The organism is Stenotrophomonas indicatrix, assembly GCA_041545745.1.
GTDB classification, from domain to species: Bacteria; Pseudomonadota; Gammaproteobacteria; order Xanthomonadales; family Xanthomonadaceae; genus Stenotrophomonas; species Stenotrophomonas indicatrix_A.
Genome location: CP168152.1, coordinates 2752773 through 2777256, shown reverse-complemented (window position 1 = coordinate 2777256; position 24484 = coordinate 2752773). Strand labels below are relative to the sequence as shown.

At 58.7% G+C, this 24484-nt stretch carries 28 protein-coding genes and 1 pseudogene; 13 read left to right on the top strand and 16 right to left on the bottom strand.

The features are described 5' to 3' along the window. The first annotated feature begins 54 nt into the window (after positions 1-54). On the top strand, positions 55-231 hold the full coding sequence (locus ACEF39_RS12775; protein WP_159496210.1) for a DUF3606 domain-containing protein: 177 nt from the start codon (positions 55-57) through the stop codon (positions 229-231). Between the two features lie 217 nt (positions 232-448). Here ACEF39_RS12775 and ACEF39_RS12770 read toward each other — a convergent pair whose 3' ends face one another. The 3 genes from ACEF39_RS12770 to ACEF39_RS12760 form a co-directional block, all read right to left on the bottom strand. Next, entirely contained in the window at positions 449-658 is a 210-nt protein-coding gene (locus ACEF39_RS12770; RefSeq protein WP_440558898.1) for a hypothetical protein, read from the bottom strand. Between the two features lie 86 nt (positions 659-744). Then, positions 745-1137, bottom strand: coding sequence for a hypothetical protein (locus tag ACEF39_RS12765; protein WP_500285319.1), 393 nt, complete (start codon positions 1135-1137; stop codon positions 745-747). A gap of 43 nt (positions 1138-1180) precedes the next feature. After that, the gene (locus ACEF39_RS12760; protein WP_500285318.1) at positions 1181-1492 is read right to left on the bottom strand and encodes a hypothetical protein; all 312 of its coding nucleotides are present in this window, start codon (positions 1490-1492) and stop codon (positions 1181-1183) included. Positions 1493-1654: 162 nt separating this feature from the next. Here ACEF39_RS12760 and ACEF39_RS12755 point away from each other — a divergent pair, with 162 nt between their 5' ends. Continuing rightward, the gene (locus ACEF39_RS12755; RefSeq protein ID WP_478436660.1) at positions 1655-1990 is read left to right on the top strand and encodes a helix-turn-helix transcriptional regulator; all 336 of its coding nucleotides are present in this window, start codon (positions 1655-1657) and stop codon (positions 1988-1990) included. Between the two features lie 378 nt (positions 1991-2368). Next, positions 2369-3991, top strand: coding sequence for a MobA/MobL family protein (locus tag ACEF39_RS12750; protein WP_500285317.1), 1623 nt, complete (start codon positions 2369-2371; stop codon positions 3989-3991). 63 nt (positions 3992-4054) lie between these two features. Here the strand turns inward: ACEF39_RS12750 and ACEF39_RS12745 are convergent, their stop codons facing one another. Beyond that, on the bottom strand, positions 4055-4450 hold the full coding sequence (locus tag ACEF39_RS12745) for an H-NS histone family protein (protein ID WP_440558888.1): 396 nt from the start codon (positions 4448-4450) through the stop codon (positions 4055-4057). Positions 4451-4784: 334 nt separating this feature from the next. Between ACEF39_RS12745 and ACEF39_RS12740 the strand changes: the two genes are divergently transcribed. Next, complete coding sequence (locus ACEF39_RS12740) at positions 4785-5552, top strand: hypothetical protein (protein ID WP_500285316.1); 768 nt, start codon at positions 4785-4787, stop codon at positions 5550-5552. Positions 5553-7067: 1515 nt separating this feature from the next. Here ACEF39_RS12740 and ACEF39_RS12735 read toward each other — a convergent pair. The 5 genes from ACEF39_RS12735 to ACEF39_RS12715 form a co-directional block, all read right to left on the bottom strand. Further along, on the bottom strand, positions 7068-7427 hold the full coding sequence (locus ACEF39_RS12735; protein ID WP_440558884.1) for a hypothetical protein: 360 nt from the start codon (positions 7425-7427) through the stop codon (positions 7068-7070). Beyond that, the gene (locus tag ACEF39_RS12730) at positions 7424-7633 is read right to left on the bottom strand and encodes a hypothetical protein (protein WP_104613909.1); all 210 of its coding nucleotides are present in this window, start codon (positions 7631-7633) and stop codon (positions 7424-7426) included. Before ACEF39_RS12730 ends, ACEF39_RS12735 begins: the two co-directional genes overlap by 4 nt. Before the next feature lie 474 nt (positions 7634-8107). After that, positions 8108-8323 (bottom strand): helix-turn-helix transcriptional regulator, encoded by a 216-nt coding sequence (locus tag ACEF39_RS12725; RefSeq protein ID WP_500285315.1) that lies wholly within the window; start codon positions 8321-8323, stop codon positions 8108-8110. Continuing rightward, a complete protein-coding gene (locus ACEF39_RS12720) occupies positions 8310-8621 on the bottom strand; it encodes a hypothetical protein (RefSeq protein WP_500285314.1) in 312 nt (103 codons plus the stop codon). Before ACEF39_RS12720 ends, ACEF39_RS12725 begins: the two co-directional genes overlap by 14 nt. Next, a complete protein-coding gene (locus tag ACEF39_RS12715; protein ID WP_500285313.1) occupies positions 8618-9208 on the bottom strand; it encodes a hypothetical protein in 591 nt (196 codons plus the stop codon). Before ACEF39_RS12715 ends, ACEF39_RS12720 begins: the two co-directional genes overlap by 4 nt. Positions 9209-9267: 59 nt before the next feature. On the opposite strand from ACEF39_RS12715, the gene ACEF39_RS12710 reads away from it, so the two are divergent. Beyond that, the gene (locus ACEF39_RS12710) at positions 9268-9522 is read left to right on the top strand and encodes a hypothetical protein (protein WP_500285312.1); all 255 of its coding nucleotides are present in this window, start codon (positions 9268-9270) and stop codon (positions 9520-9522) included. A 55-nt stretch (positions 9523-9577) separates the two neighbouring features. Here ACEF39_RS12710 and ACEF39_RS12705 read toward each other — a convergent pair whose 3' ends face one another. Continuing rightward, a complete protein-coding gene (locus ACEF39_RS12705; RefSeq protein WP_500285311.1) occupies positions 9578-10111 on the bottom strand; it encodes a DNA-methyltransferase in 534 nt (177 codons plus the stop codon). A 28-nt stretch (positions 10112-10139) separates the two neighbouring features. On the opposite strand from ACEF39_RS12705, the gene ACEF39_RS12700 reads away from it, so the two are divergent. The 5 genes from ACEF39_RS12700 (at position 10140) to ACEF39_RS12680 (ending at position 14547) form a co-directional block, all read left to right on the top strand. Next, entirely contained in the window at positions 10140-11282 is a 1143-nt protein-coding gene (locus ACEF39_RS12700; RefSeq protein WP_500285310.1) for a DUF1983 domain-containing protein, read from the top strand. Next, entirely contained in the window at positions 11282-11671 is a 390-nt protein-coding gene (locus ACEF39_RS12695; protein WP_500285309.1) for a hypothetical protein, read from the top strand. The genes ACEF39_RS12700 and ACEF39_RS12695 overlap by 1 nt, the downstream gene beginning before the upstream one ends. Then, entirely contained in the window at positions 11671-12408 is a 738-nt protein-coding gene (locus ACEF39_RS12690) for a hypothetical protein (protein WP_500285308.1), read from the top strand. Before ACEF39_RS12695 ends, ACEF39_RS12690 begins: the two co-directional genes overlap by 1 nt. 85 nt (positions 12409-12493) lie before the next feature. Next, on the top strand, positions 12494-13051 hold the full coding sequence (locus ACEF39_RS12685) for a hypothetical protein (RefSeq protein ID WP_500285307.1): 558 nt from the start codon (positions 12494-12496) through the stop codon (positions 13049-13051). Between the two features lie 941 nt (positions 13052-13992). Beyond that, on the top strand, positions 13993-14547 hold the full coding sequence (locus ACEF39_RS12680; RefSeq protein ID WP_500285306.1) for a hypothetical protein: 555 nt from the start codon (positions 13993-13995) through the stop codon (positions 14545-14547). Between the two features lie 306 nt (positions 14548-14853). On the opposite strand, the gene ACEF39_RS12675 is transcribed toward ACEF39_RS12680, so the two are convergent. The 4 genes from ACEF39_RS12675 to ACEF39_RS12660 form a co-directional block, all read right to left on the bottom strand. After that, positions 14854-15090: a hypothetical protein gene (locus ACEF39_RS12675; RefSeq protein ID WP_500285305.1), complete on the bottom strand. Its 237-nt coding sequence runs from the start codon at positions 15088-15090 to the stop codon at positions 14854-14856. A 3-nt stretch (positions 15091-15093) separates the two neighbouring features. Beyond that, positions 15094-15951, bottom strand: a complete 858-nt coding sequence (locus ACEF39_RS12670) for a hypothetical protein (RefSeq protein WP_500285304.1) — start codon at positions 15949-15951, stop codon at positions 15094-15096. A gap of 256 nt (positions 15952-16207) precedes the next feature. Beyond that, positions 16208-16483 (bottom strand): hypothetical protein, encoded by a 276-nt coding sequence (locus ACEF39_RS12665; protein ID WP_500285303.1) that lies wholly within the window; start codon positions 16481-16483, stop codon positions 16208-16210. A gap of 47 nt (positions 16484-16530) precedes the next feature. Next, positions 16531-16809, bottom strand: a complete 279-nt coding sequence (locus ACEF39_RS12660; protein WP_500285302.1) for a hypothetical protein — start codon at positions 16807-16809, stop codon at positions 16531-16533. Positions 16810-17262: 453 nt separating this feature from the next. Here ACEF39_RS12660 and ACEF39_RS12655 point away from each other — a divergent pair, with 453 nt between their 5' ends. Continuing rightward, entirely contained in the window at positions 17263-17772 is a 510-nt protein-coding gene (locus ACEF39_RS12655) for a hypothetical protein (RefSeq protein ID WP_500285301.1), read from the top strand. On the opposite strand, the gene ACEF39_RS12650 is transcribed toward ACEF39_RS12655, so the two are convergent. Beyond that, the gene (locus ACEF39_RS12650; RefSeq protein WP_394196495.1) at positions 17766-18206 is read right to left on the bottom strand and encodes a winged helix-turn-helix transcriptional regulator; all 441 of its coding nucleotides are present in this window, start codon (positions 18204-18206) and stop codon (positions 17766-17768) included. The genes ACEF39_RS12655 and ACEF39_RS12650 overlap by 7 nt on opposite strands. Positions 18207-18300: 94 nt before the next feature. Here ACEF39_RS12650 and ACEF39_RS12645 point away from each other — a divergent pair, with 94 nt between their 5' ends. Next, positions 18301-19233 (top strand): aromatic alcohol reductase, encoded by a 933-nt coding sequence (locus ACEF39_RS12645; RefSeq protein ID WP_500285300.1) that lies wholly within the window; start codon positions 18301-18303, stop codon positions 19231-19233. A 376-nt stretch (positions 19234-19609) separates the two neighbouring features. Then, positions 19610-23185 (top strand): autotransporter family protein, encoded by a 3576-nt coding sequence (locus tag ACEF39_RS12640; protein WP_500285299.1) that lies wholly within the window; start codon positions 19610-19612, stop codon positions 23183-23185. Positions 23186-23327: 142 nt separating this feature from the next. On the opposite strand, the pseudogene ACEF39_RS12635 reads toward ACEF39_RS12640, so the two are convergent. After that, a pseudogene (locus ACEF39_RS12635) lies at positions 23328-24483 on the bottom strand (IS3 family transposase). Position 24484 lies beyond the last annotated feature (1 nt).

Sequence of the window (24484 nt, the reverse complement as noted above, 5' to 3'; positions counted from 1 at the left end):
AGGCGGCGGGACTGTGGAGCGCCTCACACTTCGAGGCGACATGGAGATTTTTCAATGGCAGATAATTTGGAAAAGCGCGGTCCGCCCGACGGAATCCGCATCAATGTCAACGAAGATTGGGAGCTGCGCGACTGGTCCCGGCACTTCGATGTCACCCCGGCCAAGCTGAAAGAGGCCGTGGCCGCCGTCGGCGTCATGGCCAAGGACGTCAAGCGCTACCTGGGCAAATAAGTCCCCCTGGGCAAAGGTTGGAGAGGAGGGCGGTCTCATCCGCCCTCCTTGCTGCGCCGATGCCGGCCTAGTGCCTCAGGAATGAGTGCCGCAACGCCCCAATGACAATTCAGGATCAGCAACGCCGAAGGGACGCTTCTGCAGCCGCCTTCATTCAATTGAACAGAGAACGGCTCTACTTCGACTGAGGCTGTGGTTGACCGTTGCCCTGGGCGTTTCAGTGCAAGTAGGGCCTACGGAGCTCCGCCAAAAGCTCAGGCAGTGCCACAACACCGTCCAAATAGGCATGGAGTGCGTTGGCCATATGCTGGTCCACGCCAAAGCCGGCAGCATGTTGATCTGCAATCCAGCTCTCCACGTGAGCATGACGCAGTTGAGCTTCCTGTTCGTCCAGGAGCGTCGGTGAGCGGGGCAAGTCTTGTTTCATGCGAAGAATCCGATTGGTGGCCTGACCTGATTCGTAGCAGAGAACGTTTTTCCGTCAACCCCCATTCCGCGCCTGCAACCTGAGTGTCACAGCGTCGCTCTGTCGTTGATGGCTTGGTTCAAAAGTTCATACCAGCGATTCATCTCGCTCTCGCTAGCAAACTTGATCGTCCACACAGGATGGTCCGCATCGCGAACGCTGAGCGTCAAAGTGCCCACGTGCTTGGAATTGTGCCAATGCTTTTCCCAGGCTCTCACGTCCGCCAGAGGATAGATCTTGGTTTCCCTGGTGCTGCGCAGCTTGATCCTCGAACGCGCCGCCGACAGCGCCAAAGCGTTGCTCCTATCGAAATGGGATCGATCGAAGTTCGCCTCGAAGGCTGCGCGATCGCTACGGAATTTGAGGGCCCTGCTTACGCCAAGGGCGACAAGAGCGCCGCTTGCAATGACGAGCAAGAGGAAGAAGGTTCCGACGGTCATTCGAGCTCCATGGTTGCAAGGGGGCGATAGATCGATCAGCGGATTACTGGACCCGGCCAGTGATCTTCCAGGTGTCACCGATTTCGGTGAACGTGTAGACCCCGTCCATCTGGTTCCCAAAGTCGCGGTCCATGGCTTGGACTTGGCTCGACACAGCGCAGTCGTAGCTCGGGGTGCCCTCGGCTTTCGCGCATTTGCCGCTTTCAAACTCCCTGATCTTGGCTTTGTCGTTGCTATTGTCTTTAACGTATTGCAAGAAAGCGTTCTGACGGTCGTCATGCGAGGGACCACCGCCTGAGCAGGCGGCTAGAGCGAGGATCAGCGCACCAACGACCGCAACGCGGGCCTTGAACATGGAAATTCCTAGAGATGGAGGGGTAGATGACCTCGGCTCAGAAGCGAGAAGCCCGGTACTGGCGGCCTTGCTCCTGATACGCGATGATGTTACCGAAAAGGAAACAGACTGCGCAACTAGGAGACTTCATGATCGTTAGGGATTTCTACCCTTGGTCACGCTTTGGAACTGGACGGCGCTCCCCTAATCTTTGCCAATCGCCTGCGACAAGCTCGACTCGCGGCCGATTTAACCCAGGAGGCACTCGGCGTAGCGGCCGGGTTGAGCGTTGACGTGGCCAGGGTCCGCATCAACCGTTACGAGAAAGGGGGGCGCGAATGCGATTTGCGAACTGCGAAGCGTCTTGCGGTGGCATTGGACATGCCACTAGCGGCGCTCTATGCGGAAACGGATGAGATCGCAGAGGCAATCAAGGCATTGGCCAAGCTCCCACTCGAAGAACAGCGCCTAATCGTGGCGGAATTGCAGCGAAAGGCGGGAAAACAAAGTTCGCGATAGTGTTGCGCCGGCGCGCACTCATCCACGCACGATCCATATGAACAGGTCCAATTCATGTTTCGTTCACATTATTCTGTCGGGTCAAACGCCCGTCTCGTCCTCGAAATGTGAGCCCGATCGCGGCGCGTTAAGCCTCTTCGCTGGAACCTCCAAGTCAAAGAAGCAAGAGCGCACTGATGGAATTTTCGATTCTCGAAATTCCGTGCGCTGCCTGCCGGCAGTGCGGAGGCCGTTGGCCTCCTCGTGTCCCGCTCTGCGGTCCACAAAGCAAGGCAAAACCCTGTGATTTCGCGCACGAAATCGCCGGTGCTATGAAGGCCTAGACGAATAACGCAAATGGCCTTTTGTTGGCTTCTCCAAAAATGAATAGGAGAAGTCGTGGCAATTTATCACTCACATATGAAGTCGTTTGGCCGAGGCAAAGGCGATAGCTCAGTGGCAGCAGCAGCGTATCGCGCTGGATTTGATCTCGTCGACGAGGCGACCGGGCTGTCGCACTCTTACTCGCGCCGGCACGGCGTTGATCACGCCCAGATGCTCGCCCCCAAGGGTGCTCCGGCCTGGTGCTTGGACACGCAAAAGTTCTGGAACGCCAACGAGGCCGCCGAGACACGCAAGAACGCCTTAGTCGCCCGGGAAGTAGAGGTAGCTCTCCCGCAGAGCTTAGATCAAGCACAACGGAAGGGCTTGGCTCTGGACCTGGGGCAGCTCTTGGTGGATCGCTATAAGGTCGCCGTCTTGGTGGCGATCCACACGCCCAGCCGGAACGGCGACCAGCGCAACCATCATGTGCATCTTTTGATGTCCGCCAGGCAAGTTGGTCCAGAAGGCTTTGGCAAGCGCGCAGCTGCTGAGTTCGATGGGCGGCAAGGGCAGGGCAGCAATGCCGTCAAGGAGCTGCGCTTAGCGATTGCAGCCACCATCAACAGGCATCTCGACATCGCCGGCATCCAAAAGCGGGTTGATCCTCGAAAATTGAAGACCCAGGCGCGAGAAGCGGCATTAAACGGCAACTTTGAACGTGCTCGGGAGCTGACCCGCACGCCAGGCAGGCACAATGGGAAGGTCAAGACAGCCCTAGAGCGAAAGAACCGCCTGACTTGGTCTGTCCAGGGCCTTGGCGGCAAAGATGCGGCGATGAAGCTTGTTGCCACCATCTCGGCACACCAAGCAGCACTGATAAACGATCCGGACGTGCCAGAGGGCCATAGCCACGCCGCTGCCTTGCGCGATCAAGCAAAAGCGGCCGGGTTCAGACCGCAGCAAGCGGGGGAGGCACATCCGCGTGATGTCGTGAATAGTGTGCGGGAGCGTCTGTTGGATCGCCGGCCCATCGCCGCGCGAAGCTTCGATCGTTACAGCCGGCAAACCCTAAATCTCAGTCGCGTGCAGCGGATCACGAGAGCATCAGGACGCGATGCCGAGGTGCTCAATGCGGAAGCCAAGCTCATTGAAGATTGGCTTGAAGCACAGCGAGAAGTTGCTCAGGATTCTTTGGAGCTACTCCGAAGCATCCCGGGTATCCAAATTGAGCCGGAGTTCCAACTTGCCCATGCCAGCATCTTGTGCCGGCGTGTCGATGACTACGCAGGCAAAGCGTTCACCTTTGAAGACACTGAGGTCCTGGCCCGCTCCTTGGCCAAGTATGCGCACATGATGGCGCGGCCGCATCGGGCGCGGATGGCGCTCCTTGATGCTCAGGCGAAGCTATCGGAGCACGCCGATGCACCGAAGACGCAAGCAGCGACGCGCGCCCGTCAGCGTGTCTACCGCGCGAAGACCCATGTGTCACCGAGGATTGCGGCGATCCAGCGCTGGCGCATCGACCAGGCTCGGAAACGCATGAATGACGCACGGAATGTCCTAGACCGGCACTTCATGGAGCCGAGCGCGGCAACCGTCTCAAGTAGTCCGCACCCGGATATCGATCCACCACCAGCCCGCGCCGACGAAACCGGGAACTGGGAGCATAAGATGCGAGGACGGCGGCCGACGTTCTAATCGGCTTGGAAAAAACACAGGCAAAAAAAGATCCCCGTCGCCGGGGATCTTTGCGTCTGACTTTTATCCCGGATAAGCGGGGAACTTCTCGTCAGGGTGCTTGGACTTCCACTCTTTGTATGCGGCCGTGCCTTCCCAAGCAGCAAATGACCTCGGCGTGCGGCCTCGGCCTGACCAAGTCTCTTGGGTGTGAGGCAGCCAATACTTGGCGGCGACGGCTTTCTTCGGGCCCGCACCCTTCCGGGGCTGACCGGTGCTCGCCGCGAGCGAGGATGAAATCTCAGCTCTTTGCTTAGCGTTGAAGTTCTTGGCGTATTGAATGATGAGGCTCACGATCTCAGCGTGAGCATCAGAGGTCTGCTCCTGGCGCAGCTGAGCCTCCTGCGCGTCAAGTGCTTGCAGCTCGTCTTGAAGCTTCTGTTTCGCGGAAAGAATGGAATCGAGCGTCGGCTTGGTCATGCGGTTATGAGCCTTTTAAAAGGTAGCCAGTGGGCTATGGGCTTTCGGAGTGGGATCTGACAGGTCCCGCTCTATGGTTGGGTCGGATGGCGCTAAGCAGGCAGCGCACTGGGTGCACCTGCAAAGCTATGAGCGCCTTGCAATGGCTGCTATCAAGTTCTCTAGGATCAGGCCGATTATGGCATGCCCAAAGCAGTATTGGGCGCCGCTCAGTGCCATAGCCGAACTTGCACGGAGTGTCATTTCATCCAGCCGTTCTATTCATTTGGACCGTGTCCCGCGTTCCAACATACGGTTGGGTTCCTGGTCCCCTTGATGTTAGGAGAAGAGCCCGATGGAAATTGAAGCGGAGACGCCCACGTCGCGACCAACTGTCCAGGTTGCCGAGATGGAGGAGGGCACCAAGAATAGCTTGCGGATGTTGCCCCTGGTGCAAGGCTGCTTAAGGGCCGCCGAGGCGGCTGTAACGGGCGGACGGCCTCGATACCCAAGCAATGCAAAGCTTGCCACGCTCATGGATGTCACGTGGAACGGCTTGGAGCTAATGCTGGCTGGGGGGAAGCTGATCTCAAAGCGTTTGGGGCTCGCTTTGCTATTAGGCGTCGCGTTTCTCGTCTATGTTTCCGTGATGGAAGGTGCCACGACTTGGTCTTTCACGCCGCTCTGCTTGCTCTTTGGGGGAGCGTGCGTCGTTCTGTCTCCGCCGAGCCGGATCGCACTGTTGGACGTGAAGGAGAGCGCCGTTGACCGAGTCGCTGACTTCATTGGAGAGCAGAGACTTAATGAAAGGTCACTAACCACACTGGAAGGCGCGCTTGAGGCTGCCTTGGCCAGAAGCACGGCCTGGACCGGAACCTTGCGCGGCTTCATGGCGATTGTGTGGGCGGTACTGTTCTGGATCTTGTGCGAGCGGGTTTTCGGGCTGGATCTCAAGCCAGAGATCCGCTCGTACGGGTTGACTTGGGCTGCGGCAGGTTCGCTAGGACTGCTTGCGGGTCTCGGTGCCCTGGCTGCCTACAGCGCCGCCGCCAGCGCTATCCATTTCACCCTTCGACTTGGCTTGGCCCAGGCAAAGATTGACGTGGCTTCTAGTCAAGAATGAGCGTGTGCTCCGCGCGCCGATCCATTGTTGTGCGTAAAGTCGGTCTGATCCATCCGGTGGAGGCTTTAGGCGATCGGCCGTCAACTGCGGATGCCTATGCCTTTGGTGCCGTTGAGCAAACCGTCTGTACCCATCATTTCAGCCTTCCTGGACAAAGGGGGCTAAGAGACTGGAAGACTCTCAGGTGAGCGGAGAGGTGCTCGCGGCCATAGTGATGGAGTCGCGACTGACCGAGCGGCAGATCCAGCGCGTCTTGGTTGGCTTGTGGCGTGCACTAGTTCTTCACTGAGGGCATTCGAGCGTTTTCACCTCAATGTCCTGCCCTCTACGTTGAGCACTCCGTCCAGATTGGGAGCGGAATGCTAGAAGCCCACCGGCACGCTGCTGCGTTGCGCGGGTATTGACAGCCACTGCATGTGCCTTAGTTGTGATTGCCTCTAATGGGGCAGAACAACATGTCAAAAGATGAAAAGCAAAAAGCCAAAAGTGCTCAGATAGGAAATGGATCACACAGGGGGCGCGGAGACCCGGCCGAAAAACAAATCGGCTGCCATGCTAAAAATCATCGTGTGCTCATTGCAAGCGAGAGGCAGCAAAGCGCAACAACTGTCACAGGGTCCATCATCGCGCGCGCACCGTTGGTGCAACTTAGGTTCGAGGAAGGTAGACCGGGCGATGTCGTGGGGCCTGGTCGGGGAATGCGGATTTTTCGGGGTAAGGAATCACCTCGGCCAGTTGAGCCTTCTGATAGCTAACCCTTGCGATCTCGGCATTCGCGTCCGCCCCGATAGACTCGAAAGAGTTGGCACGGCAGATGATCATATCGTGTCCTTCAACACGGAGCTCAAAGTAAGCACTGACGCTGCGTCCAGTGCTGTTGATCCAGTTCACCTGAACAATCTGGACACCCGTGCTCGGGTCGTGGAACCTAATCATCGCACTGCAAAAAAGCAGTGGGTCATCGGGGAGGTTGGCAAGAATGTTGCCTGCGCTTTGTGGGCTTTCCTCGAACGAATAATCCTGAGAACCCTCTTTAAAGGACGCGTCTTTGTCAATGGAAATATAAAGACCCAGAGGAATCCGGCTTTCCTTCGAACCACCAAAAAGCCCAGCGGTCCAATGTTTGATGTCACGTCTTCGCTGTGCGGCCGGGCTAGGGCAGGGACGGCAGCCACGAGAGCGCTCGTGAGCTGCTGGGCGCTAGCCACGGCGTACCGGTATCTAGCCGACTTGTTACCCCGCGCACAACGTTGCATCAGCGTCTACATCGGCCGTAGGCTCCAAGGACACTTACCAGGGCACAATCCGGTTTGAGTTCTGTAGGCAGATTAAGGGAGGGTGGAGGTCTCCCACTCCCTCAGTCGCATACGGAAAGCATAGGCAAGCTTCGCCGCGTAGTTTTATGGGCCGATTAGCCAACGGCCAATCAGTTCTTAAAGCAGAGCTGAGACGGAACGCGTCCAGGCCTGGCAGTCTGTCATCAGACTTGGAACTGGCTTGGACCAAGCCGGGGCGTTAGCTCGAGCGTGTGCCAAAGTAAAAGCCCGTCGCGGCCCCGACCAAGGCAGTGATAGGACTAAGAAGGAGCTCCAATGCATGGAACATCACTTCGCTGGGCGCACCGGATGCCAGTGCAATCAGCGTAAACCCGCAAACGAAAACCAGAAGCCAAATAAGCAAATAAGCGACATTCTTCCGCGCGTGATCCAACGCTTTGTCAGGGTTATAAGGCTCAGTTTGCTGGGTCGGCAAATCCGAAATATCGACCGGCTGCGGAGGTGCGATTATCTCGCCCAGGTGAAGCTCATTGAGTTCAGTGAGCTCTACAACCGTGCCATCCGCGTCATCCGTTACAGGGAGGCCATCGTCGATCATCGGAAGATCAACTCTCGCATGTTGCCGTCGCGGTCCTTGATCAAAACCTTGCCGCCCTGTTTGACCTCATTGAGCAAGAACTTTTCGGTGCTGATGGCGTGACGCAACACCTCTGTGACGCTTGTGCTGCGCTCTTGGGCCATGCTCTTGAGCGCTGAGGTGACTTCCTCAGACAAATTCACCGTGATTTTGGTTTTCTCGCTCATATCAGTCTCCTGCTTTTATACGGCTTTTATATGGCTTAATTACGGCAATGTCAACCTGGCTCGCCTACGCTGAGATGAGATCGGCATCGTAATTACGGCCGACAGTGTGCCTCGATGGGGATGATGAACGGACCATTAGCCGAGGCTGCGATGGCAACCAAGCGCGTTTGGTCCCTATCTCAGGACGCGCATGATCAATCCTTGGCCAGAGTGAGGGACGCACTCGACATGAAGATCGCGCGTCTAGATGAGCCTCTGCGGGCTTGGAGCGCCATCTGCTGTTACGTTGACTGGCGGGGATCGCCTGGCGCAGACTTCCAGGACACTTACTAGGACACATTCCGGTCTGGGTTCTCTAGGAAGATCAATGGGTTGGGGCTTGGGACGTTTAATCCCACTCTCTCCGCCAGAGTTTTCGAAAAGCCCCTAGAAACAGGGGCTTTTTCTTTGTCTCAGCTATTGCTACCCGCCCGCTTACCCATCCACCTGCACAGGCCGATTCAGGGCGATCTGCTGCTGAACCCAGCCTTGCACCTCGGATTGTATCCACAGTGCCCGCCGCCCGATGCGAATTGATCGCGGGAATCGGCCGGCCTTGATCTCGCCGTAAATGAAGGTAGTGCCCATGCCGGTCATCAGCCGCACGCGGTCCAATGACAGCAGCTCTTCCAACTTTTCAGCCGCGCCCATTGTTGCCTCCTGCCGCGCGCTGCGGCTTTGGTAGCTGCTCGGCCAGACCCAGCTTGAACTGCACGATGTTGCCGGGAGCGGTCGGCACGGCGCGCGGGCTCCGCGCTGGTCGGTTGATCCGCCGCCACTCGGCCAGCGCTGCATCGGGGTCCGCGTTCTTGCCGGTCGATCTGCAGCAGCATTCGACCAGGTGGCCACCGCTGGCGCTGGTGCAGCGCATGTCGTGGATGTGGCGCGCGCGGTGGCCGGCGGCGCAGGGCGGCAGCCCTTCGGGATGGCTGATCTGTCGCTGTGTCATGGCTTCTCGCACTCCTGGATGTAGGCATTCAGCTGGTCCCGGATGAACGCCGCTTCCTTGGCCCTGAAACGCCTGTCAAAACTGTTGACGGGGATAGGTCCGGCGTCGATCAGCCACTGCAACGGCTGCAGCAGCCAGCGCGGATCGAACGGGAGCCGGCTGCGCGGATCGACCGCCTGCGCCGTCGGCATGCAGTCAGGGCCTGCCCAGTCTTCGGAGTCGCCACACCTGGTGCAGGTGCGGTTCTTGAACGCGTGTTCCTTCTCCGGCTGCGGCACGCGTGGCTTGTCGAACAGGGCGCGGATGACCAGGCCGCGCGTATCTGCGTAGCAGACCTGCGCGGCATCGGCTTGCATCCAACAACCGGGGCCAACGTCGTCCTTGTGGCGGTACTCCCAGCGAGCCACATGGGACGAGTAGAGCTCGGCCATCAGGGTGTCGGCCCAGGCGCGGACCTGGTCGGCGGCGACGGGGCCGCCCTCCGGGTCAATCCGACGCATGGCGGCGACCGCCGCAGCGACCGGCGATGACGCCATGGTGGCGTCGACCACTGCGGCCGGGCTTACTGGAAGTGTTGAAGGGCTCATGCTGCTACTCGTGGATGTTTGGGGCTACCATCCGCTGTACACAACGAGGGGGCACCGAAATGGTTGAGCGGGAGATCATGGGGTTTGCTGTTCGTGCCACTACCGTGCCGCAGGAGCCTGGCGCAGTTTTTTACGAGCCCGCTTTCCGCCTCAGAAAAATCGGCGAAGAGTACGAGCATCCGCATGTTTGCTACGCGGTTTCGCAGGACGTGGAGCGCCGTACTCAAGAGGAGGCTCTCGAAATGGCTGAAATTGAGCTGGGAAGAATCACGGATGTGATTTGGGTCGGTGATACCTGGCATATCCGCCGATAGCGGAGGCTTCCGTTTCATTAGCGTTGGAACGAGATGCGCGGCGGTGAGCAGCTGGTCAGCCATGGGTGGCGCCTCGTAGCAGCGGCGCTTCCATGTCGAGTCTCTGGGTGGCGGCCTGAGCGGTAGCCGGGTCCTTCTCGATCAGAACCGAATCCCTGCCCTCAATCGCTGCCGCCGCTCCCGTGCTGCCGCTTCCGGCGAAGGGGTCGAGCACCACGCCGCCAGGCGGGCACGAGTAGCGGATCAGCGGCAGCAGCAGCTCGAGCGGTTTCTGGGTGGGGTGGATGGCACGGGAGTGCTCGTTGCGCACGTGCAGAACGCTGCGCATGAGGCGCGGGCCGCCATCCTCAGAGACATAGGTGGTCGACCCGGTTGCCCCATGCCAGTGGGCCGGTTTCTCCTTCTTCCGCACCACACGAGCGCGCGCGTCGTTGGTCACCTGGGCTTCGTGGTGAACGTCAGCCCAAGACCCCCGGTAGAACAGGACGGCATGTTCATGCACGCGGCGGAAGCGGTCGTTGTTGAATCCGGTGCCGTTCTGCTTCTCCCACACCACGTCCTGCGAGTAGCGGTAGCCGTGCAGGGCCATCTCGGCGAAGACAGGGGCCAGGAACCGCTTGCAGCTGGACGGTCTGGCCGCCGGCGCAAAGTTCTATTTCTGGGCACGGTTGGTCGACAAGAGCGGCAACATCGGCCCGTGGTATCCGGCCGGTGCAGGCGTCGTGGGCGAGTCGAGTACCGATGTAACCGAGTACGACAAGCACTTCTCCGGTCTGATCAACAAAAGCGCCTTGGGCCAGGATCTGCTCGCGCCCATCGAAAGCATCGAGCAGTTCGCACCGTTGGTTTGGGACTCTGATTCAATCTATGAGCTCAAACAGACAGTGGTGCACAACGGCAAGATCTGGCTCTGGACCGATTCCGAGCCGGGCAATGAGGAGCCTCCAGGTACGAAGTGGAAGAGCGTGGGTGACGCAGTGGCCGAGGCTGGGGCATTGGTCGGCAGGGTCGACCAGCTGGAGCTGGACGTTACAGAGGTGGACGGCAAGGTCACTGCTGTCGGCAATCGGGTAGACGGACTGGTGGCGCAGTACAGTGCTGAGCACGCGGGTGACGAAGACTGGAACGCGGGCGATGAGGACTCGTTCGCGGGTACGATCACCACGCTGACGGTCATTGCCAGCGGCGACTATGCGCTGGGGCGGCGGGTGGGAAATACCGAGGCATCGGTTGGCGAAACCCAAGCGATGGTGCAGCAGACCAGCCAGGCCTTGGTAGACGTGGATGGCAAGATCAGCGCGTCATGGAATCTGAAGCTGCAGATCGCGGCCAACGGCCAGTACTACGCGGCGGGTATGGGCATCGGCATCGAGAACCAGCCCGATGGTAGTTACCAGAGCCAGGTGCTGTTCGCTGCAGATCGTTTTGCGTTCGTGAATCTAGTCAACGGACAGCTGACTTCGCCCTTCGTGATCCAGGGTGGACAAACCTTCATCAATCAGGCCCTGATCGGAACGGCGTGGATCACCAGTGCCAAGATCGCCGATGCTGCGATCACCAATGCGAAGATCAGTGGGGCCATCCAGTCCGACGACTACGTGCCAGGCCAAACCGGCTGGCGAATCAATAAAGCGGCGGGTGGTGGCTTCGAGTTCAACGGTACGGTCGCCGGTGGGTATCGCCTGAACATCACGAACCAGGGCATCTACATTCGCTACCCGAATGGGAATCTCGCCGTGGAACTGGGAGTGCTGCAGTAATGGCTGACGTCGGTCTGCGGGTAAGAAGCGAGAACGGTTACGTCGAGTCCTCGGTAACCACCAGGCTGTCGAAGATGATCGGGTCGTACACGTTCCCGCTCTACAACCCGGTCAACTCCAACAACAAATGGATCGCTCCGCCCGAGGCAAATGGGGGCCTGGTCGTCAACGACTTCTTGGGCGGCGAGCCCTTCTACTACTTCACGTGCGAAGGGCAGAGATCGGCGTACGGGATGCTGGTCCCATCAGTGACGATATCGGGCAACAGCATCACTTGGAACTGGGAACCTGACGTGGTGAACTACCACGTCAGGATGGAAATGTTTCCAAGTCAGCCGACCACGAGCACCGTCGGCGGCATCACGCTTCACTACGGGGTATACAGCTGATGGCTGTAGGACTGCGCGTACGCAATCAGGGCACCGGGCAGATCCAGATTGGCCTCGGGTATCGGAACCTGCAGTTGGCCAAGTCGGGGACGCTCAACACTGGCACGTTCTCCGGCGGCGCGACCGGCGGCTCCCCACCGTTTGGGTCATGGTCTCCGAGTGGTGTGCTGGCATCAACGAACGGTATGACGAGCCTCCACGTTTGCCGATACGTGAATGATGCTGTGACAACGAACACAGGATTCACTCTGGTACAGAGCACGATTACGTGCGCCGTGTACGCCTCCAGCGCTGCACCCAACACGGTGTTCGAGTACTACACGTTCAGCGCCGCCGAGCGGGCAGCGACCGGGCCGGTTGGGTTGCGCATGCGCGGCGAGGACGGCACGGTGTTCTACGACTCAAGGCGAAAGGGACTGCGCGTTCTTCAGGTGGTGCCGCTGCCAACGGTGCCCGGACCTCCCATTGAAATCGGCCAGTTCTTTCCAGGCACAAAGATCGGAATTGCAATCCCGTCGCCGCGGTTCTACTACAACTCGGTATCGCAGGACCGATGCACCATGACGGCCGACCATTTCCACATGACCAGCGACAACCGAATCTTCATTTCAAGATTGCAGGTTTCCCAACAGACGCTCATCACCAATACCTTCCCGGTTGGCGGCGCAACGATGGGGCCTCAGAACGCGTCGATCTTCATCGTGGACCTGACCGAGGTGCCGCTGGGGTTCGGCTGATGAGGTTATAGGTCACAGATCAGACCCCCATATTTATGTAGCATAGCCGTGCGGGCAAGACGCTCGCATGGATAGAAGGGAAATCATGAAAAAGTTGTCTGTTCTACTTGCTCTGAGCATGGCAGCGTCTGGTGCCGTCGCGAAAGAGCCGACTGCGTTGCCGATGGATGAGAGCTCCATGGCAAGCGTACTCGCCGCGCCGTTGTCTGACCGTCCCGGCGGTTTTACTGGCCGAGAGGTTTTTCGACTTTTCAACAACAAGACGAAAAACCATCTTTCCTACCACGAGATGCCGAACAACTGGGAGGACCTGGGGTGGAGGAAAGAGGGTACGCTGGGCTTTGTGTCCACCACCTATTTCGCAGATGCTCGGCCAATGTACGTCTGCTACATGTGGAGCAAGGACACCAACTGGGATCACAAGTACTTCAGCACGAATGATCCTGGCTGTGAAGGGCAGAATCAGCCGAACTATTTTGGCTACTTCGAGGGCTATTTGGCATCGACTCAGTTGCCAGGAACCGTGCCTTTGTACCGCTGCTACATTGAGTTGACGAAGGATCACTTCGATACCCTGTCTTCGAACTGCGAGGGTGAAGGTTTGGCGCAGTTCGAGAAGCTCTTGGGCTACATATTCCTGTAACTCGCTTGCAGTCCGGCAAAGTGCCGGGCTGCATCACCGTTCATACACGGGCCTGGGCGTCAGATGTCGGCCATGTGCTATTCCGCCCAAATCGAGGCCGCATACCAGAAGCTGGTCCGCATGACCGGCGCCACGCTGTCGCTGCAAGAGTTTTCAGCGCAGTACGCCTATGACCCGGGCAATATGAAATCCTGCATCGAGTGCTTTCAGCATGATGGATCACACATGGATCCATACAAATGTCAGTCGATCCTCGCTCCAATCTCCCTAGTAGTCTTGCGGCCCTTACATTGCCGTTCCAGCGTTGCCTTGGCCTGATGGGACGCGGACCAAGCCAGAGCTCCTCGTGCGGACCATACATAGTCGATGAGGGATAGCATGTCCCTGCGGGATTCCTCCGGGCCGACCAACAAATCTTGCATGCTGCCCTTATCACCACCGCGATTTCGTTCCTCGACAAGTGCAGCAGCTGCTTCAGCATACGAATGGCATTCCTCAATGCTGTAGTGCTGTGGCACCGCTTCAGGACCAGCTGTATCGCTAGTACGCGCAGCAGCAGAGCAAGCGGCACCAAAGGCCGGCACTGCTGCAATGAGGGTGGCCAGTAGTATGCGCATGACGCTCTCCTTATGTTGTGCTGCGAACAAGGCAGAGGGTAGCGCGTCGGACTGCCCCGATCACCCCGGTGAACGATTCGCATCTGCGCAGTGCGAATATCAGGCGATCTGTAGCAGGAGATCCTCGCGGTTGTTCCTCGGCGTGTTGACCGCGCGGCTGACGCGGGCCTCCATGGCAGGCGTCTCGCTGGCCAGCAGCGTGCGAGCTCCAGAGGTTGAACTTCGATATGGGTCTCAGTCAGTCGCTGTGCATCCAACTAGAATCGAATGGCGAGCATGAGGCTCGCTGGAAATTTGGATGTCCATTTTTGAAAAGGAGTAGATGTGAAGAAGATGATTGCTATGGCCGCCGTACTTGCTGGATCGCTGTCGTTGAGCGCTGTCGCGCAGGACATTGACTATTTGGGGGCATCTCCGAAGATCCTTGCAGAGGCGAATGCCTATGCTGCTGATCCGCCTTCTGGCGTCCAGTTGGTCGAGCTGGAACGATGGAGGTGGAAAGAGAATACATTCACTGCGCGCCCCATCACTGCCGCGGGATCGAAGCATCCTGGTTATCGAGAGGGGATACTCGGCTTCATCTCGTACTATCCATTCGAGGGAAGCATTACCCTCTATGCATGCTTGCATAACAATTGGATGGATTCATTTTCGTCCCGGGATCCGAACTGCGAAGGCCACATGAAGACGACCAACGGTATGCCAATCACTGGATACATGGCTGGTACGCAGCTTCCGGGTACGGTGCCGCTTTATCGCTGTACGCGAAACATCCCGAAGGTGTACGCCTACAACGATCACTTCGATACGCTTGATCCAAATTGCGAAGGTAAGTACCAAGCTGTGTTCGAGGGCATCCAGGGCTACATCTGGCTCTGATTGGATCATCTGAGGATCGTTCAAGGACGCCCCCTCCGGGGGCGTCACTGTCCTCACGTCGCGTGAAGGACGCCGGCGGCAGAGTGCGCGTATGTGCTACTCCGCCCAGATCGAAGCCGCTTACCAGAAGCTGGTCCGAATGACCGGCGCCACCGTGTCGCTGCAGGAGTTCGCCGTGCTTGGTGTTTTTTGAGGGTAATTCTCTGCCTGGTGATGTAGGGAGAATGCCGCAATCATCCATGCGGAGGCGCTTCGGCGCGGGCGGCCCCGGTTGCAGGGCCGCCCGCGTATGGCCGTGGCGAGCCCCTACTGCGGATCTTTTCGCCTCTTTGCGACCTGGCTTAACAAGCCGCGTAACGCAAACGGTGCGGAGAGCGCTGCAATAACCCCAGCTGCGAGCAGGCCATTGAACATCCAAGGCGAAAGGGTTGGCGATTCGCCCGCCGGGGCGAATGCGCGTGGAAGTAAATATCCGAGGAAAACAATTGCCAGGACGGATGTCGCAAAAACGAATATGCTGATTTTTTGTGGGATGATTTTCATGCGCTATAGCCAGCTGCAAGAGACCGATACCCGGTCGGACGAAATCGAACTGGTGCAGAGGAGGATCTGAGGGCCGGTTGGTGCGCTTCCGCCACCACCACCACCAACTGAGACGCCGAGATTGTTCAATTGGTTAACCATGGCGGCAATGTCGGCGGGATCTGTTCCTTCGGGGAACTCGAACTTGGTCGTTACCCCGCCCCTGTTCTCAGAAAGCTGCTCTACGCTGATAGGGATCAAGTTTCCGAACTGATCCTTGTAGGAAACTGAAATTGGCTCATACTTATTCGTAGCCGCGTTCCAGTTGTATAGGGATTCTCCACCGTCTGCATATTTGATCGTGAAGGGGGCCCAGATGGATATTCCAAGCGCGGCTGCACCGTTTGCGATGTATGTGTATGTTCCAAATTGCTGCTTAAGAAGGTCGTCGATACTGTTTCGTTTCTGGGGATTTTGAATGTCGTCATACGGGTTGCTTGGATATTCAGGGGCGGTAATTACGAACGGCCCCGCCGCCATGGATGCTCGTCGGTAACCAAGGTAATCCACCGCGGCCTGCTCGACCGCCATATTGTCGATGATTGAAAATGGTTCGCACTCCACGGAGCCGGGCGGCAGTTTGTCGCAGATTGGACCGCCTTCCCGGTCGCGCATGACGCGGTACTTGCGTGCGATGTTGTTGGACGGATTCAATACATACAGGACGTTGTCGGAAGGCATGCCTAGGCCTAATGAATATTCCCAAGCTGTATTGTCCATCTGCTGGATGGAGCAGCTGTCGCATTCCAGCGATGTTGTGTCTGCATAGGCGATGCTGATTGGGGCGGCGCTGAGAGCTAGTACGGCAGCGAGAATCCTCATGATGAAAGCTCCTTCTAGTGATGCACTAGTCATCGATTGACGGAAGCTCTTTGATGAAGTGCATAGGCTGATTATCAATTTGAGCCGTGCTCGTCAATAGAAGGTTTGATGCTATTGGAAATGTTTTGACACATGATTGAGCGCGCCAGCGCGACAGCACTCCGATGCCCGCAGAATTCAAATCTTGCTGCATGGCCGCGCTGTACCGGATCTTTGACGACAAGCGGCACCCGTTCTACGAGCATCGGCTGGCGGCCTAGGGATCGTTGCTATCCAGCCCAATCTGCTCGGTTAGAACTGTCAGGGATTGCTGAAACGCTGCCACGAAGAGCGGGCCGCCATCATCCGCGTGGGTGCGTGCAATCGACGGGAGCAGCCTTGTCCATGTGTCGAGCAGGGCGTCTGGATCCTGATGGGTCAGAAATGAAACGCGTAGGGCGTATTCCATCGCCTTGAGGTAGCCCCGATGCACCTCAAGTCCGGCCTCGCAGGCATGAAGGCGGTCAAGGGTTTCGGTGATCTCGGTGCTCATGGCGGGCTCGACAGGTATTGGTGGGAAGACGACCGATGCCGGGGTCATCAATTGGCACCCAGCAACATCGCCGCCAGCGTGAGGGCAAGCGAGAACAGCGATACTCCCAGCACCTGCAGACCTCTAAGGCCGTTTAGGTGCGCAACCATGGCGACGATAGTCATGCAGATCATCCCTGCAGTGAACAGCGCCATCAGCAGTAGCGGCATCATCATCATCATGCCCATGCCGCTGTAAGCGCCACCGCCGGTCGGCCAGGGCAGTACAGCATTGACGATCAGGACCAGCAGGGCCAGTCCAATGGCGGTGAGGTAGCTGATCCGCATTGCTCGTGAGCGGTGGGCGGCCCGTGTGCTTACGCTGGCCGAAGTGCTGCGGTTCTCCATGTCGCTCCCAGTTTGATGCGCGCTTGGCCAGAAGACTACGGCGACCAGAGGCGGGACACCAAGCGTCAGATCCGAAATCGACGCTGCTCGGTGCGGAAGTTCCGCTCGATTAGCTCACCCCGGCGGTTAACCTGCCGGCCTTCGCCGCAGTCCAATATGATCGAGGCGCGCTGCGTCGGCGCCGGTTGTAGCTGGACTCGATCTCGGCCAGGCCGGGGGCAAGGTCAGCCAGGCCGGGCTGGCCAAAGTCGACAACGGGGAGCTGGACGAATCGGCCGCACATGGCCGGAGCGTAGCCCGCTGGCGCGTGGCCGGGGCGTGATCCCGAACGGTTCAGCGTGTCGAGGCGATCTTGTCGCAGCCTTTGCGACCGCCGGCCGTATCCTTCCGGCCATGCTTCCCTCGCACGGCTACCAAGGCTTCCGCTCAGCGCCACCACCCACTGGCTGGGTCCAGATGGGGGAGGGCTGGGTGCTGTGGTGGGGCGGCCGGCAGATCGCCCAAGTTTCGCCGGCGAAGGAGCGCGGCGTGCGTGTGCACCTTGATGCCCGGAAGACGTGGCAGACCAAGGACGTATGGGCGGCGAGCGTCGACCAGGGCAAGCGGTACGCCGAGCGCTGGTGCGCGGCCAGGCTCTACCCAGAGCTGCGCCTGCGAGCCGCTGTGGCTCGGATGGTGGACGACTCGCCGAGGGAACCTCTACCGCCGCTGCCCGGCCCGCCGCCGACACCCGAGCAGCTGCAGCAGGCCCGGCGTCTGGCCGAGGCGGGGGCGAAGGAGCTGGAGCGGGTGAAGGAAGCGCTGGAGCCTCGCCGGCGGCCGGCGGTGACCAAGCCCAGGGCGAAGGACCCGATGAAGGCTTGGGTAAGGGCCGGACGAGGACAGGTGATTCCTCGCTATTGAGACTCGCTGTCTCGAGGCGAGTCAGGTACAAGGGAGGCGTGGTTGCTGTCGTAGATCTCGCGGCAGTGTCGGAACTCCTCGGCGTGCTGCACGACCCAAGTCCACATGGGGATCATCAGAACTAGAAGGTCTTTGCCCAGCGGGGTGATGCTGTATTCAACGCGAGGGGGAACTTCTCGGAAATCGTGTCGGTAGATCAAGCCATCCCTTTCCAGCTGGCGGAGGGTGCGTGTCAGCATGCGCTGGGTGATTCCCGTCATCCTCCGCGCAACATCGGCGTGACGCAGTGTTCCGTACACGCCCAAGGCATGAATGATGCCAAGCGACCAGCGGCTGCCAGCGTGCGCAAGAACCTCGCGCCGAAGGCCGTCGTCGTCCGCGCTCATGCCGTCGCATATCGATTGGGAATGCCGCAGGAGCTCGTCAGAACTCATGAACGGTACGGTCGGTATCATCGGTGTGCCTTCTTACGTCGCGATGAGGAGGGGGCCAGAATCGCCGCCATCGTACACACACATGGTGGTTTGAATGTCTACCCCGATCCAATCCCGCGCGATCCTGGTCCTGGGTGCCGGTGAGCTCGGAATGCCAGTTATTCGTAATCTCGCCCGCCTAGGGAAGGAGCATGGCGCAAGCATCAGCGTGATGCTCCGATCCGCTTCCATTGCTTCGGACTTGCCTGAGAAGCGCGTTGTGGTTGATGAGATCCGCTCGCTGGGTGTGGCCATTGTGTCTGGCGACCTAGTGGCTGCCACTGTGGACGAATTGGCGGCCATGTTCTCCAAGTACGACACTGTGATTGGCTGCACGGGCTACGCGGCTGGCCGCGACACGCCGATGAAGGTTGCGCGTGCTGCAGTGAAGTCGGGTATCCCGAGGTACTTCCCTTGGCAATTCGGTGTGGACTTCGACGCAATCGGGCGCGGTGGTCCGCAGGATCTGTTCGATGCCCAGCTCGATGTGCGCGATTATCTGCGTTCGCAGTCCGCGATGGACTGGGTTGTCATTTCCACCGGGATGTTCACTAGCTATCTTTTCGAGCCCGAATTTAGTGTCATCGATCTTAAGGGGAAGAGGGTGAATGCCCTGGGTTCCCGGACTAACGCTGTGACGCTCACCACGCCGGATGACATTGGTGCAATGACCGCTCAGATCGTCTTCCATACGCCCGCGATTCGCAACGAGATCGTCTATCTGGCGGGTGACACGATTCGGTATGAAGCGCTGCCGGCCATGTTGGAAGAACAATTTGGCAGCCCCTTCAACTTGGCTGTGTGGGACGTTCCGCGATTGATGCGGGAGTTGGCAGACGACCCGTCGAATATGATCAAGAAGTACCGCGCTGCCTTCGCTCAGGGCAGGGGCGTATCTTGGGGAATGGAAAAGACCTTCAACGCGAAGACCGGAGCGAAGCTGGAAAGCGTCAGGGACTGGATGAGGGCCAACCTCACTACCTCGTAGGCGTTGCTGGCTCCTAAGTTGCTGGCTTCTAAGAAGGGCACCGGGATCCGGTGCCTTTTCTTTTGGGCATGGCCGTGGCCTCGCAGCTGCAGCAGGCCCGGCGCCTGAGGCGGGGACGAAGGCTGGAGCGGGTCAAGGACGCGCAGGAGCAGCGCTGTGCGTCCACTATGGTCAAGCTATAGGCGATAGGCGCAAGCCATCGCCTTCGTCGCATCGCATTTTAGGAATTGTCTGATAGGCCCGATCGGAAGTGGCGCCCAGCATGATGTGTACCATCTGTGTTTGGTCACTCCAAATGAAGACAATTCCCCGTAAGAACCTCGTAATGAGTCCGCTGAGCGCAACTGCGGCAACGCTCGGAAGAAGCCCAATCTGCGTGTCCAACCTCGCCTTCGCAATTGGCATCGCAGTGTCAATCGGCAGCCCTGCTGTCGCGGCGCCGTTGAATGGCAAGGACAGCGTAATTGGAGATGGCAGTGGCACTCTCCCGAGTCTGTGGGAAATCAACGAAGAGATTGTTGTGGGTTCAGATGACTTTGGTGAGCTCGCTTTATCCGGCGGGGGCAAAGTACTCAGCGCGCCAGATTCTACTGCAGGTATCCGCTTGGGCGTTACCTCCGAAAGCGGCACTAAAAAGGGAAACGGAAGCCTCACCGTAGACGGCGAAGACACCTCTTTCGCGACTTCTGGGGCTGCAGTAATCGGTGACAGCGGGCAAGGCTTTTTGGCGGTGAGCCAAGGCGCAGCCGTCAGCGCTGGCTCGGTCGTGATAGCGGATCACACGGGCACCTCCGGGTATGCGACCGTCAGCGACGGAGAGCTCACGACGTCAGGCGAGCTGTATGTTGGGAATCAAGGTGCGGGCGCCCTTATGGTGAGCAATGGCGGATCGGTGTTGGCCGCGGGCAACATCTATGCTGGTTACAACAACGCCGATACGCAGAATTCGAATGGGGCCTCCAATCGCATCGAAGTAACAGGTGCTGGTTCGATCGTGCACACGGATGGCCATCTGACTGTTGGCAACGTCAACGGCGCCTATATGACCATCGTCGATAGAGCGCGCGTTTCTACCGGCCTCTGGGCGATCATCGGCAACAGCGGTGCGGGCGCCGCGGATGTATTCAACGACAGCCGCTTCGATGTAGGGGGAGAGCTTTCGGTGGGGCACAACACCCTGGGTGAGCTCAGAATCGGCCGAGGCGGAATAGTCACGAGTCAGATGGGGCGGCTTGGGCGATTTTCAGGAGGTGATGGACGCGTTTCCATTACTGCCGGTGGCACATGGTCTAACACGGGTGATCTAACCGTGGGAGATGCCGGGGTGGGACGCTTCTATATAGAAGAGAACGGGCTCGCAACAAATGTCAACGCGTTCATTGGGAGCAAGTCTGGCAGCGAAGGTTACGTGTCCGTAGCGGGATCGGGAGCGAAGTGGTCGAACTCCGGAAAGTTGATGGTTGGGGTGGCTGGCGAGGGCAAAGTCGACATTACAGCTGGAGGCACGTTATCAAGTGCTCAAGCCACGATTGGCAAAGATGTTGGATCAAAGGGCGGGGTATGGATCGGTGACGCGGGCTCCACTTGGACAAATAGTAAGAGTCTTATTGTTGGCGACCATGGCTCTGGCACGCTGAATATTAGTAGTGGCGCGAGAGTGTCGGCGGGCACATTTATGTTAGGAAATTATGAAACCGGTGACGGGACGCTGACTGTAGATGGACAAGGGACCATTCTCGAAACTGGTCTGTTCGGTGTGGGAGGCGGCACCAATAATTCCACGGCTGACGTCAATGGAAAAGGGGCAATGTACGTCTATGGTGGCGGCACAGTAAAAACATCTGGCAGCGCCATCATCGGTCAGATCCAAAACTCGCAAGGTGATGTGTATATTACGACGGGCGGTTTGTGGGAGATAGACAAGACGCTTTATGTCGGATCCGACAGTAACGGCTCTGTCTTGGTGACCGCTGGAGGACGCCTGAAGTCAGGCGAAGCAAGCTGCATCGCTTGTTCATCCGACGCGAATGCCTTGGTGCAGATTAGTGGCTCTGGGTCCACTTGGACGGAAGCCGACCATATCGAGGTTGGCTTCTTTGGAAATGGCGCACTGACCATCGACGATGGCGCTAGAGTGTCCTCAGGCACCCCGGAGGAGGGTTACCTTTTACTCTCGGGGGTTGCGGGCTCCACTGGTGTGCTGAACATGGGCGTAGGAGGCTTGTCGGGCACCTTGGAAACAGCTGAGGTGAGGGGAAGAGAGGGAGATGCCAGAGTCAATTTCAATCACGGCGACTTTAGCGAATTTAAACCCCGCCTCACTGGTTCTCTGAACGTAAGTAAGGTTGGTTCTGGATCGACGCTATTGTTTGGACGCAATGACTACACAGGCGAGACCCGTGTGGAGGGTGGGACATGGGCTGCGGGTATCGAGGGAGCCTTCAGCGCCTCGTCCAATCACTTCATTGACGCAGGTGGGCAGCTTGATCTAATGGGGTTGAATCAGAATATCGGCGCTTTGAATAACAGTGGCGTGGTGTCATTTCCTTCCTGGCAGGGGGGCGCCGGCACTCAGCTAACCGTCAACGGTGATTATTACGGCGGTGGTGGACTTCTTCTGATGAATGTCGCACTTGGCGCGGATAACTCGCTTGCGGATAGGCTTGTGGTGAACGGCGACACCAACGGCGTCACCAACATTCAGGTCCGCAACGCTGGTGGCTCAGGTTCTGCTACTGAGCAGGGTATTCAGCTCGTCGACGTTGGTGGCGCCTCTGCGGGCGTGTTTAAACTGCAAGGGCGAGCGGTAGCCGGACTGTACGAGTATCGGCTTTATCAAGGAGGGCGCGATACGCCAAATGATGGCGGGTGGTATCTGCGCTCACAAGCTGACCCAGTGGACCCCGTGGACCCCGTGGACCCCGTGGACCCAGTAGGTCCGCTTGTTCCGCCCAGTCCCCCTGATGGCGGTGAGCCGCAGGTTCCTATCAGCCCGACGACTCCGTTGCTGCGGCCCGAGCCGGCTGCGTACCTTGGAAATCAGCTCGCAGCGCTTCGCATGTTCCAAGGCACCATGCATGACCGCGTTGGCGAGCAGGCGCTCGATTCACGCCCAGGCTCTATTGGCACATACGGATCTTGGGCGCGAGTACAGAGCCGGAATCTAAATTCAGGGACTATCGGCGAACAAATCGGTGTTAAGACGAACGCCGACGTGGTGCAGCTTGGCGCGGAAAGGCGATTCGAAGTCGGTGCCAGCCGAGTCCACGCCGGTGTGATTGCGGGCTACGGTCATGCAAGTACAAGGGGAACGTCCCAAGTCAGCCAGCTTCAGGCGCAGGGCAAGGTGAGCGGTAAGAGCATTGGTCTCTACAGCACGTGGTTCCAGCGGCAGACTACTCAGCCTGGCTCCTACATCGATGTGTCGGTCAGATATGACCGCTACGATAACCAGGTGAACGGTGATGCCCTCGGGTGGGAGCGCTACGACTCTCGAGTGTTCTCTGGGTCAATCGAATCTGGCTACGCTTTACAGATTGCTGCAAGTGACCTCTACAAGGTCTACATCGAGCCTCAGGTCCAAGTGGTGTACAGCGATTTCCGTAGCGACGATGTGGTCGAGACATCTGGCACACATGTGCGACTCGGAAGGGGCGATGGGCTGACTACGCGTGTCGGTGCCCGTCTTTATGTGCGCGAGCTGTCCGGTATGCGAAATCGAGTACAGCCTTTCGTGGCCATCAACTGGTGGTCTGGCGGGGATGACTTGGCAGTCGCGATGGACGGACAGAGCTTAGGGGGAAGCCTGCCAAAGAACATCTTCGAGTCTAAGGTCGGCGCGCAACTTGAATTGGGATCCGGCTGGAGCGCCTGGGGACAGTTTGCACACCAGCAAGGCTCAAGGAAGTATCGCGACTTCAATGGGCAGCTCGGTTTGAAGTTCAGTTGGTAGTACCGCTGCCTGAGAGTTGATCCGCGGACCCGCTGCCTGGCGAAATCAGGCAGTGGGTGCTGTGTCACGGCTCTGTCGAAAGCAAGGCGGGCCTTGAAATTTGGTAGCGAGGGGATCCAGCAGAGCCGGCATCTAACGGGTTCTACCCCGATATCACGGACGGTTCTAAAAGAGTTGCAACCTTCTGATCCTGCCTGGCGATCCTTCGCCGCATCCTTGGGTTGTGGCGTCGCTCGATGTAGTCAAACACATCCGCTCTTGCTGCATCCAGTGTTGGGTAGCTCGTTCGATAGATCCGCTCGCGCTTCAGCAGCCCAAAAAAGCCTTCGCAGGCCGCGTTGTCGCCGCAATGCCCCACAGCGCTCATTGAGCAGATCAGCCCGTTAGCCGCGAGATACCCTTGGTAGTCGCCGCTGCCGAACTGACTGCCACGATCCGAATGCAGGATCACCTCATCGCTTCCTTGCCGCTGCCACACCGCCATCTGCACCGCCCGGATCACCATCTGACGGTCCTGCCGAGCGTGCATTGACCAGCCCACAATGCGCTGGTCGTACAGATCCAGCACGATGCACAGATACAGCTTGCCTTGCTGGGTCTTGATCTCGGTGATATCGGTCACCCACTTGGTTTCCGGCTCCAGCGCGAGAAAATCGCGTTCAAGCAGGTTGACCACGCCCGGCGGCGTTACGGCCGGGCTGCAACGCGCCCCGCGACGCTTCCGCCGGGGCCAGCCCTGCAGGCCGTCGGCCGCCATCAGGCGCGCGACCCGGTTCAAGCTGGCACTTTCGCCCTCCTCAGCCAGGTCTTCGCGCATGCGACCAGCCCCCAACGTACCGCGGCTGTCTTCGTGCAGTTCGCGCATCCGTACCACCAGGCGCTCATTGTCGACCTGCAGGGCGCTCGCAGGGCGCTTGCTCCACGCGTAGTAGCCGCTGGCCGATACCTTCAGGCACCGGCACATCAGCCGAATCGGAAACTCATCGCGGCAACGTTCGATCACCTGATACCTCAGGATGATCCCTTTGCAAAGAACGTCGCCGCTTCTCGCAAAAAATCCCGTTCCTTCTTCACCCGCGCCAGCTCACGCTTGAGGCGTGCCAACTCCTCATCCCGAGGTGTTCCGGCGCCCCGAAGGCGATAGCCCCCGGGCTCTGTGCCTCGCGTTTCCAGCGGGTCAGCAGGGTGTCGCGGATCCCCAGCTCCCGGGCCACCTGGGCGCAGCTGACGCCGGGCTGGCTCGCCTGCTCAACCGCTCCGCGCTTGAACTCGGCACTGAACTTCCTACGCTTTGACATG

Bases quoted from the DNA above. Each gene is read 5' to 3' on its own strand.
- ACEF39_RS12650 (WP_394196495.1), bottom strand. From the start codon at position 18,206: ATGAGTTCTGACGAGCTCCTGCGGCATTCCCAATCGATATGCGACGGC.
- ACEF39_RS12695 (WP_500285309.1), top strand. From the start codon at position 11,282: ATGGCTGACGTCGGTCTGCGGGTAAGAAGCGAGAACGGTTACGTCGAG.
- ACEF39_RS12735 (WP_440558884.1), bottom strand. From the start codon at position 7,427: ATGATCGACGATGGCCTCCCTGTAACGGATGACGCGGATGGCACGGTT.
- ACEF39_RS12740 (WP_500285316.1), top strand. From the start codon at position 4,785: ATGGAAATTGAAGCGGAGACGCCCACGTCGCGACCAACTGTCCAGGTT.
- ACEF39_RS12725 (WP_500285315.1), bottom strand. From the start codon at position 8,323: ATGGGCGCGGCTGAAAAGTTGGAAGAGCTGCTGTCATTGGACCGCGTG.
- ACEF39_RS12770 (WP_440558898.1), bottom strand. From the start codon at position 658: ATGAAACAAGACTTGCCCCGCTCACCGACGCTCCTGGACGAACAGGAA.
- ACEF39_RS12655 (WP_500285301.1), top strand. From the start codon at position 17,263: ATGCTTCCCTCGCACGGCTACCAAGGCTTCCGCTCAGCGCCACCACCC.
- ACEF39_RS12720 (WP_500285314.1), bottom strand. From the start codon at position 8,621: ATGACACAGCGACAGATCAGCCATCCCGAAGGGCTGCCGCCCTGCGCC.
- ACEF39_RS12760 (WP_500285318.1), bottom strand. From the start codon at position 1,492: ATGTTCAAGGCCCGCGTTGCGGTCGTTGGTGCGCTGATCCTCGCTCTA.
- ACEF39_RS12715 (WP_500285313.1), bottom strand. From the start codon at position 9,208: ATGAGCCCTTCAACACTTCCAGTAAGCCCGGCCGCAGTGGTCGACGCC.
- ACEF39_RS12665 (WP_500285303.1), bottom strand. From the start codon at position 16,483: ATGAGCACCGAGATCACCGAAACCCTTGACCGCCTTCATGCCTGCGAG.
- ACEF39_RS12690 (WP_500285308.1), top strand. From the start codon at position 11,671: ATGGCTGTAGGACTGCGCGTACGCAATCAGGGCACCGGGCAGATCCAG.
- ACEF39_RS12645 (WP_500285300.1), top strand. From the start codon at position 18,301: ATGTCTACCCCGATCCAATCCCGCGCGATCCTGGTCCTGGGTGCCGGT.
- ACEF39_RS12745 (WP_440558888.1), bottom strand. From the start codon at position 4,450: ATGACCAAGCCGACGCTCGATTCCATTCTTTCCGCGAAACAGAAGCTT.
- ACEF39_RS12705 (WP_500285311.1), bottom strand. From the start codon at position 10,111: ATGGCCCTGCACGGCTACCGCTACTCGCAGGACGTGGTGTGGGAGAAG.
- ACEF39_RS12765 (WP_500285319.1), bottom strand. From the start codon at position 1,137: ATGACCGTCGGAACCTTCTTCCTCTTGCTCGTCATTGCAAGCGGCGCT.
- ACEF39_RS12685 (WP_500285307.1), top strand. From the start codon at position 12,494: ATGAAAAAGTTGTCTGTTCTACTTGCTCTGAGCATGGCAGCGTCTGGT.
- ACEF39_RS12670 (WP_500285304.1), bottom strand. From the start codon at position 15,951: ATGAGGATTCTCGCTGCCGTACTAGCTCTCAGCGCCGCCCCAATCAGC.
- ACEF39_RS12710 (WP_500285312.1), top strand. From the start codon at position 9,268: ATGGTTGAGCGGGAGATCATGGGGTTTGCTGTTCGTGCCACTACCGTG.
- ACEF39_RS12730 (WP_104613909.1), bottom strand. From the start codon at position 7,633: ATGAGCGAGAAAACCAAAATCACGGTGAATTTGTCTGAGGAAGTCACC.
- ACEF39_RS12660 (WP_500285302.1), bottom strand. From the start codon at position 16,809: ATGCGGATCAGCTACCTCACCGCCATTGGACTGGCCCTGCTGGTCCTG.
- ACEF39_RS12675 (WP_500285305.1), bottom strand. From the start codon at position 15,090: ATGAAAATCATCCCACAAAAAATCAGCATATTCGTTTTTGCGACATCC.
- ACEF39_RS12775 (WP_159496210.1), top strand. From the start codon at position 55: ATGGCAGATAATTTGGAAAAGCGCGGTCCGCCCGACGGAATCCGCATC.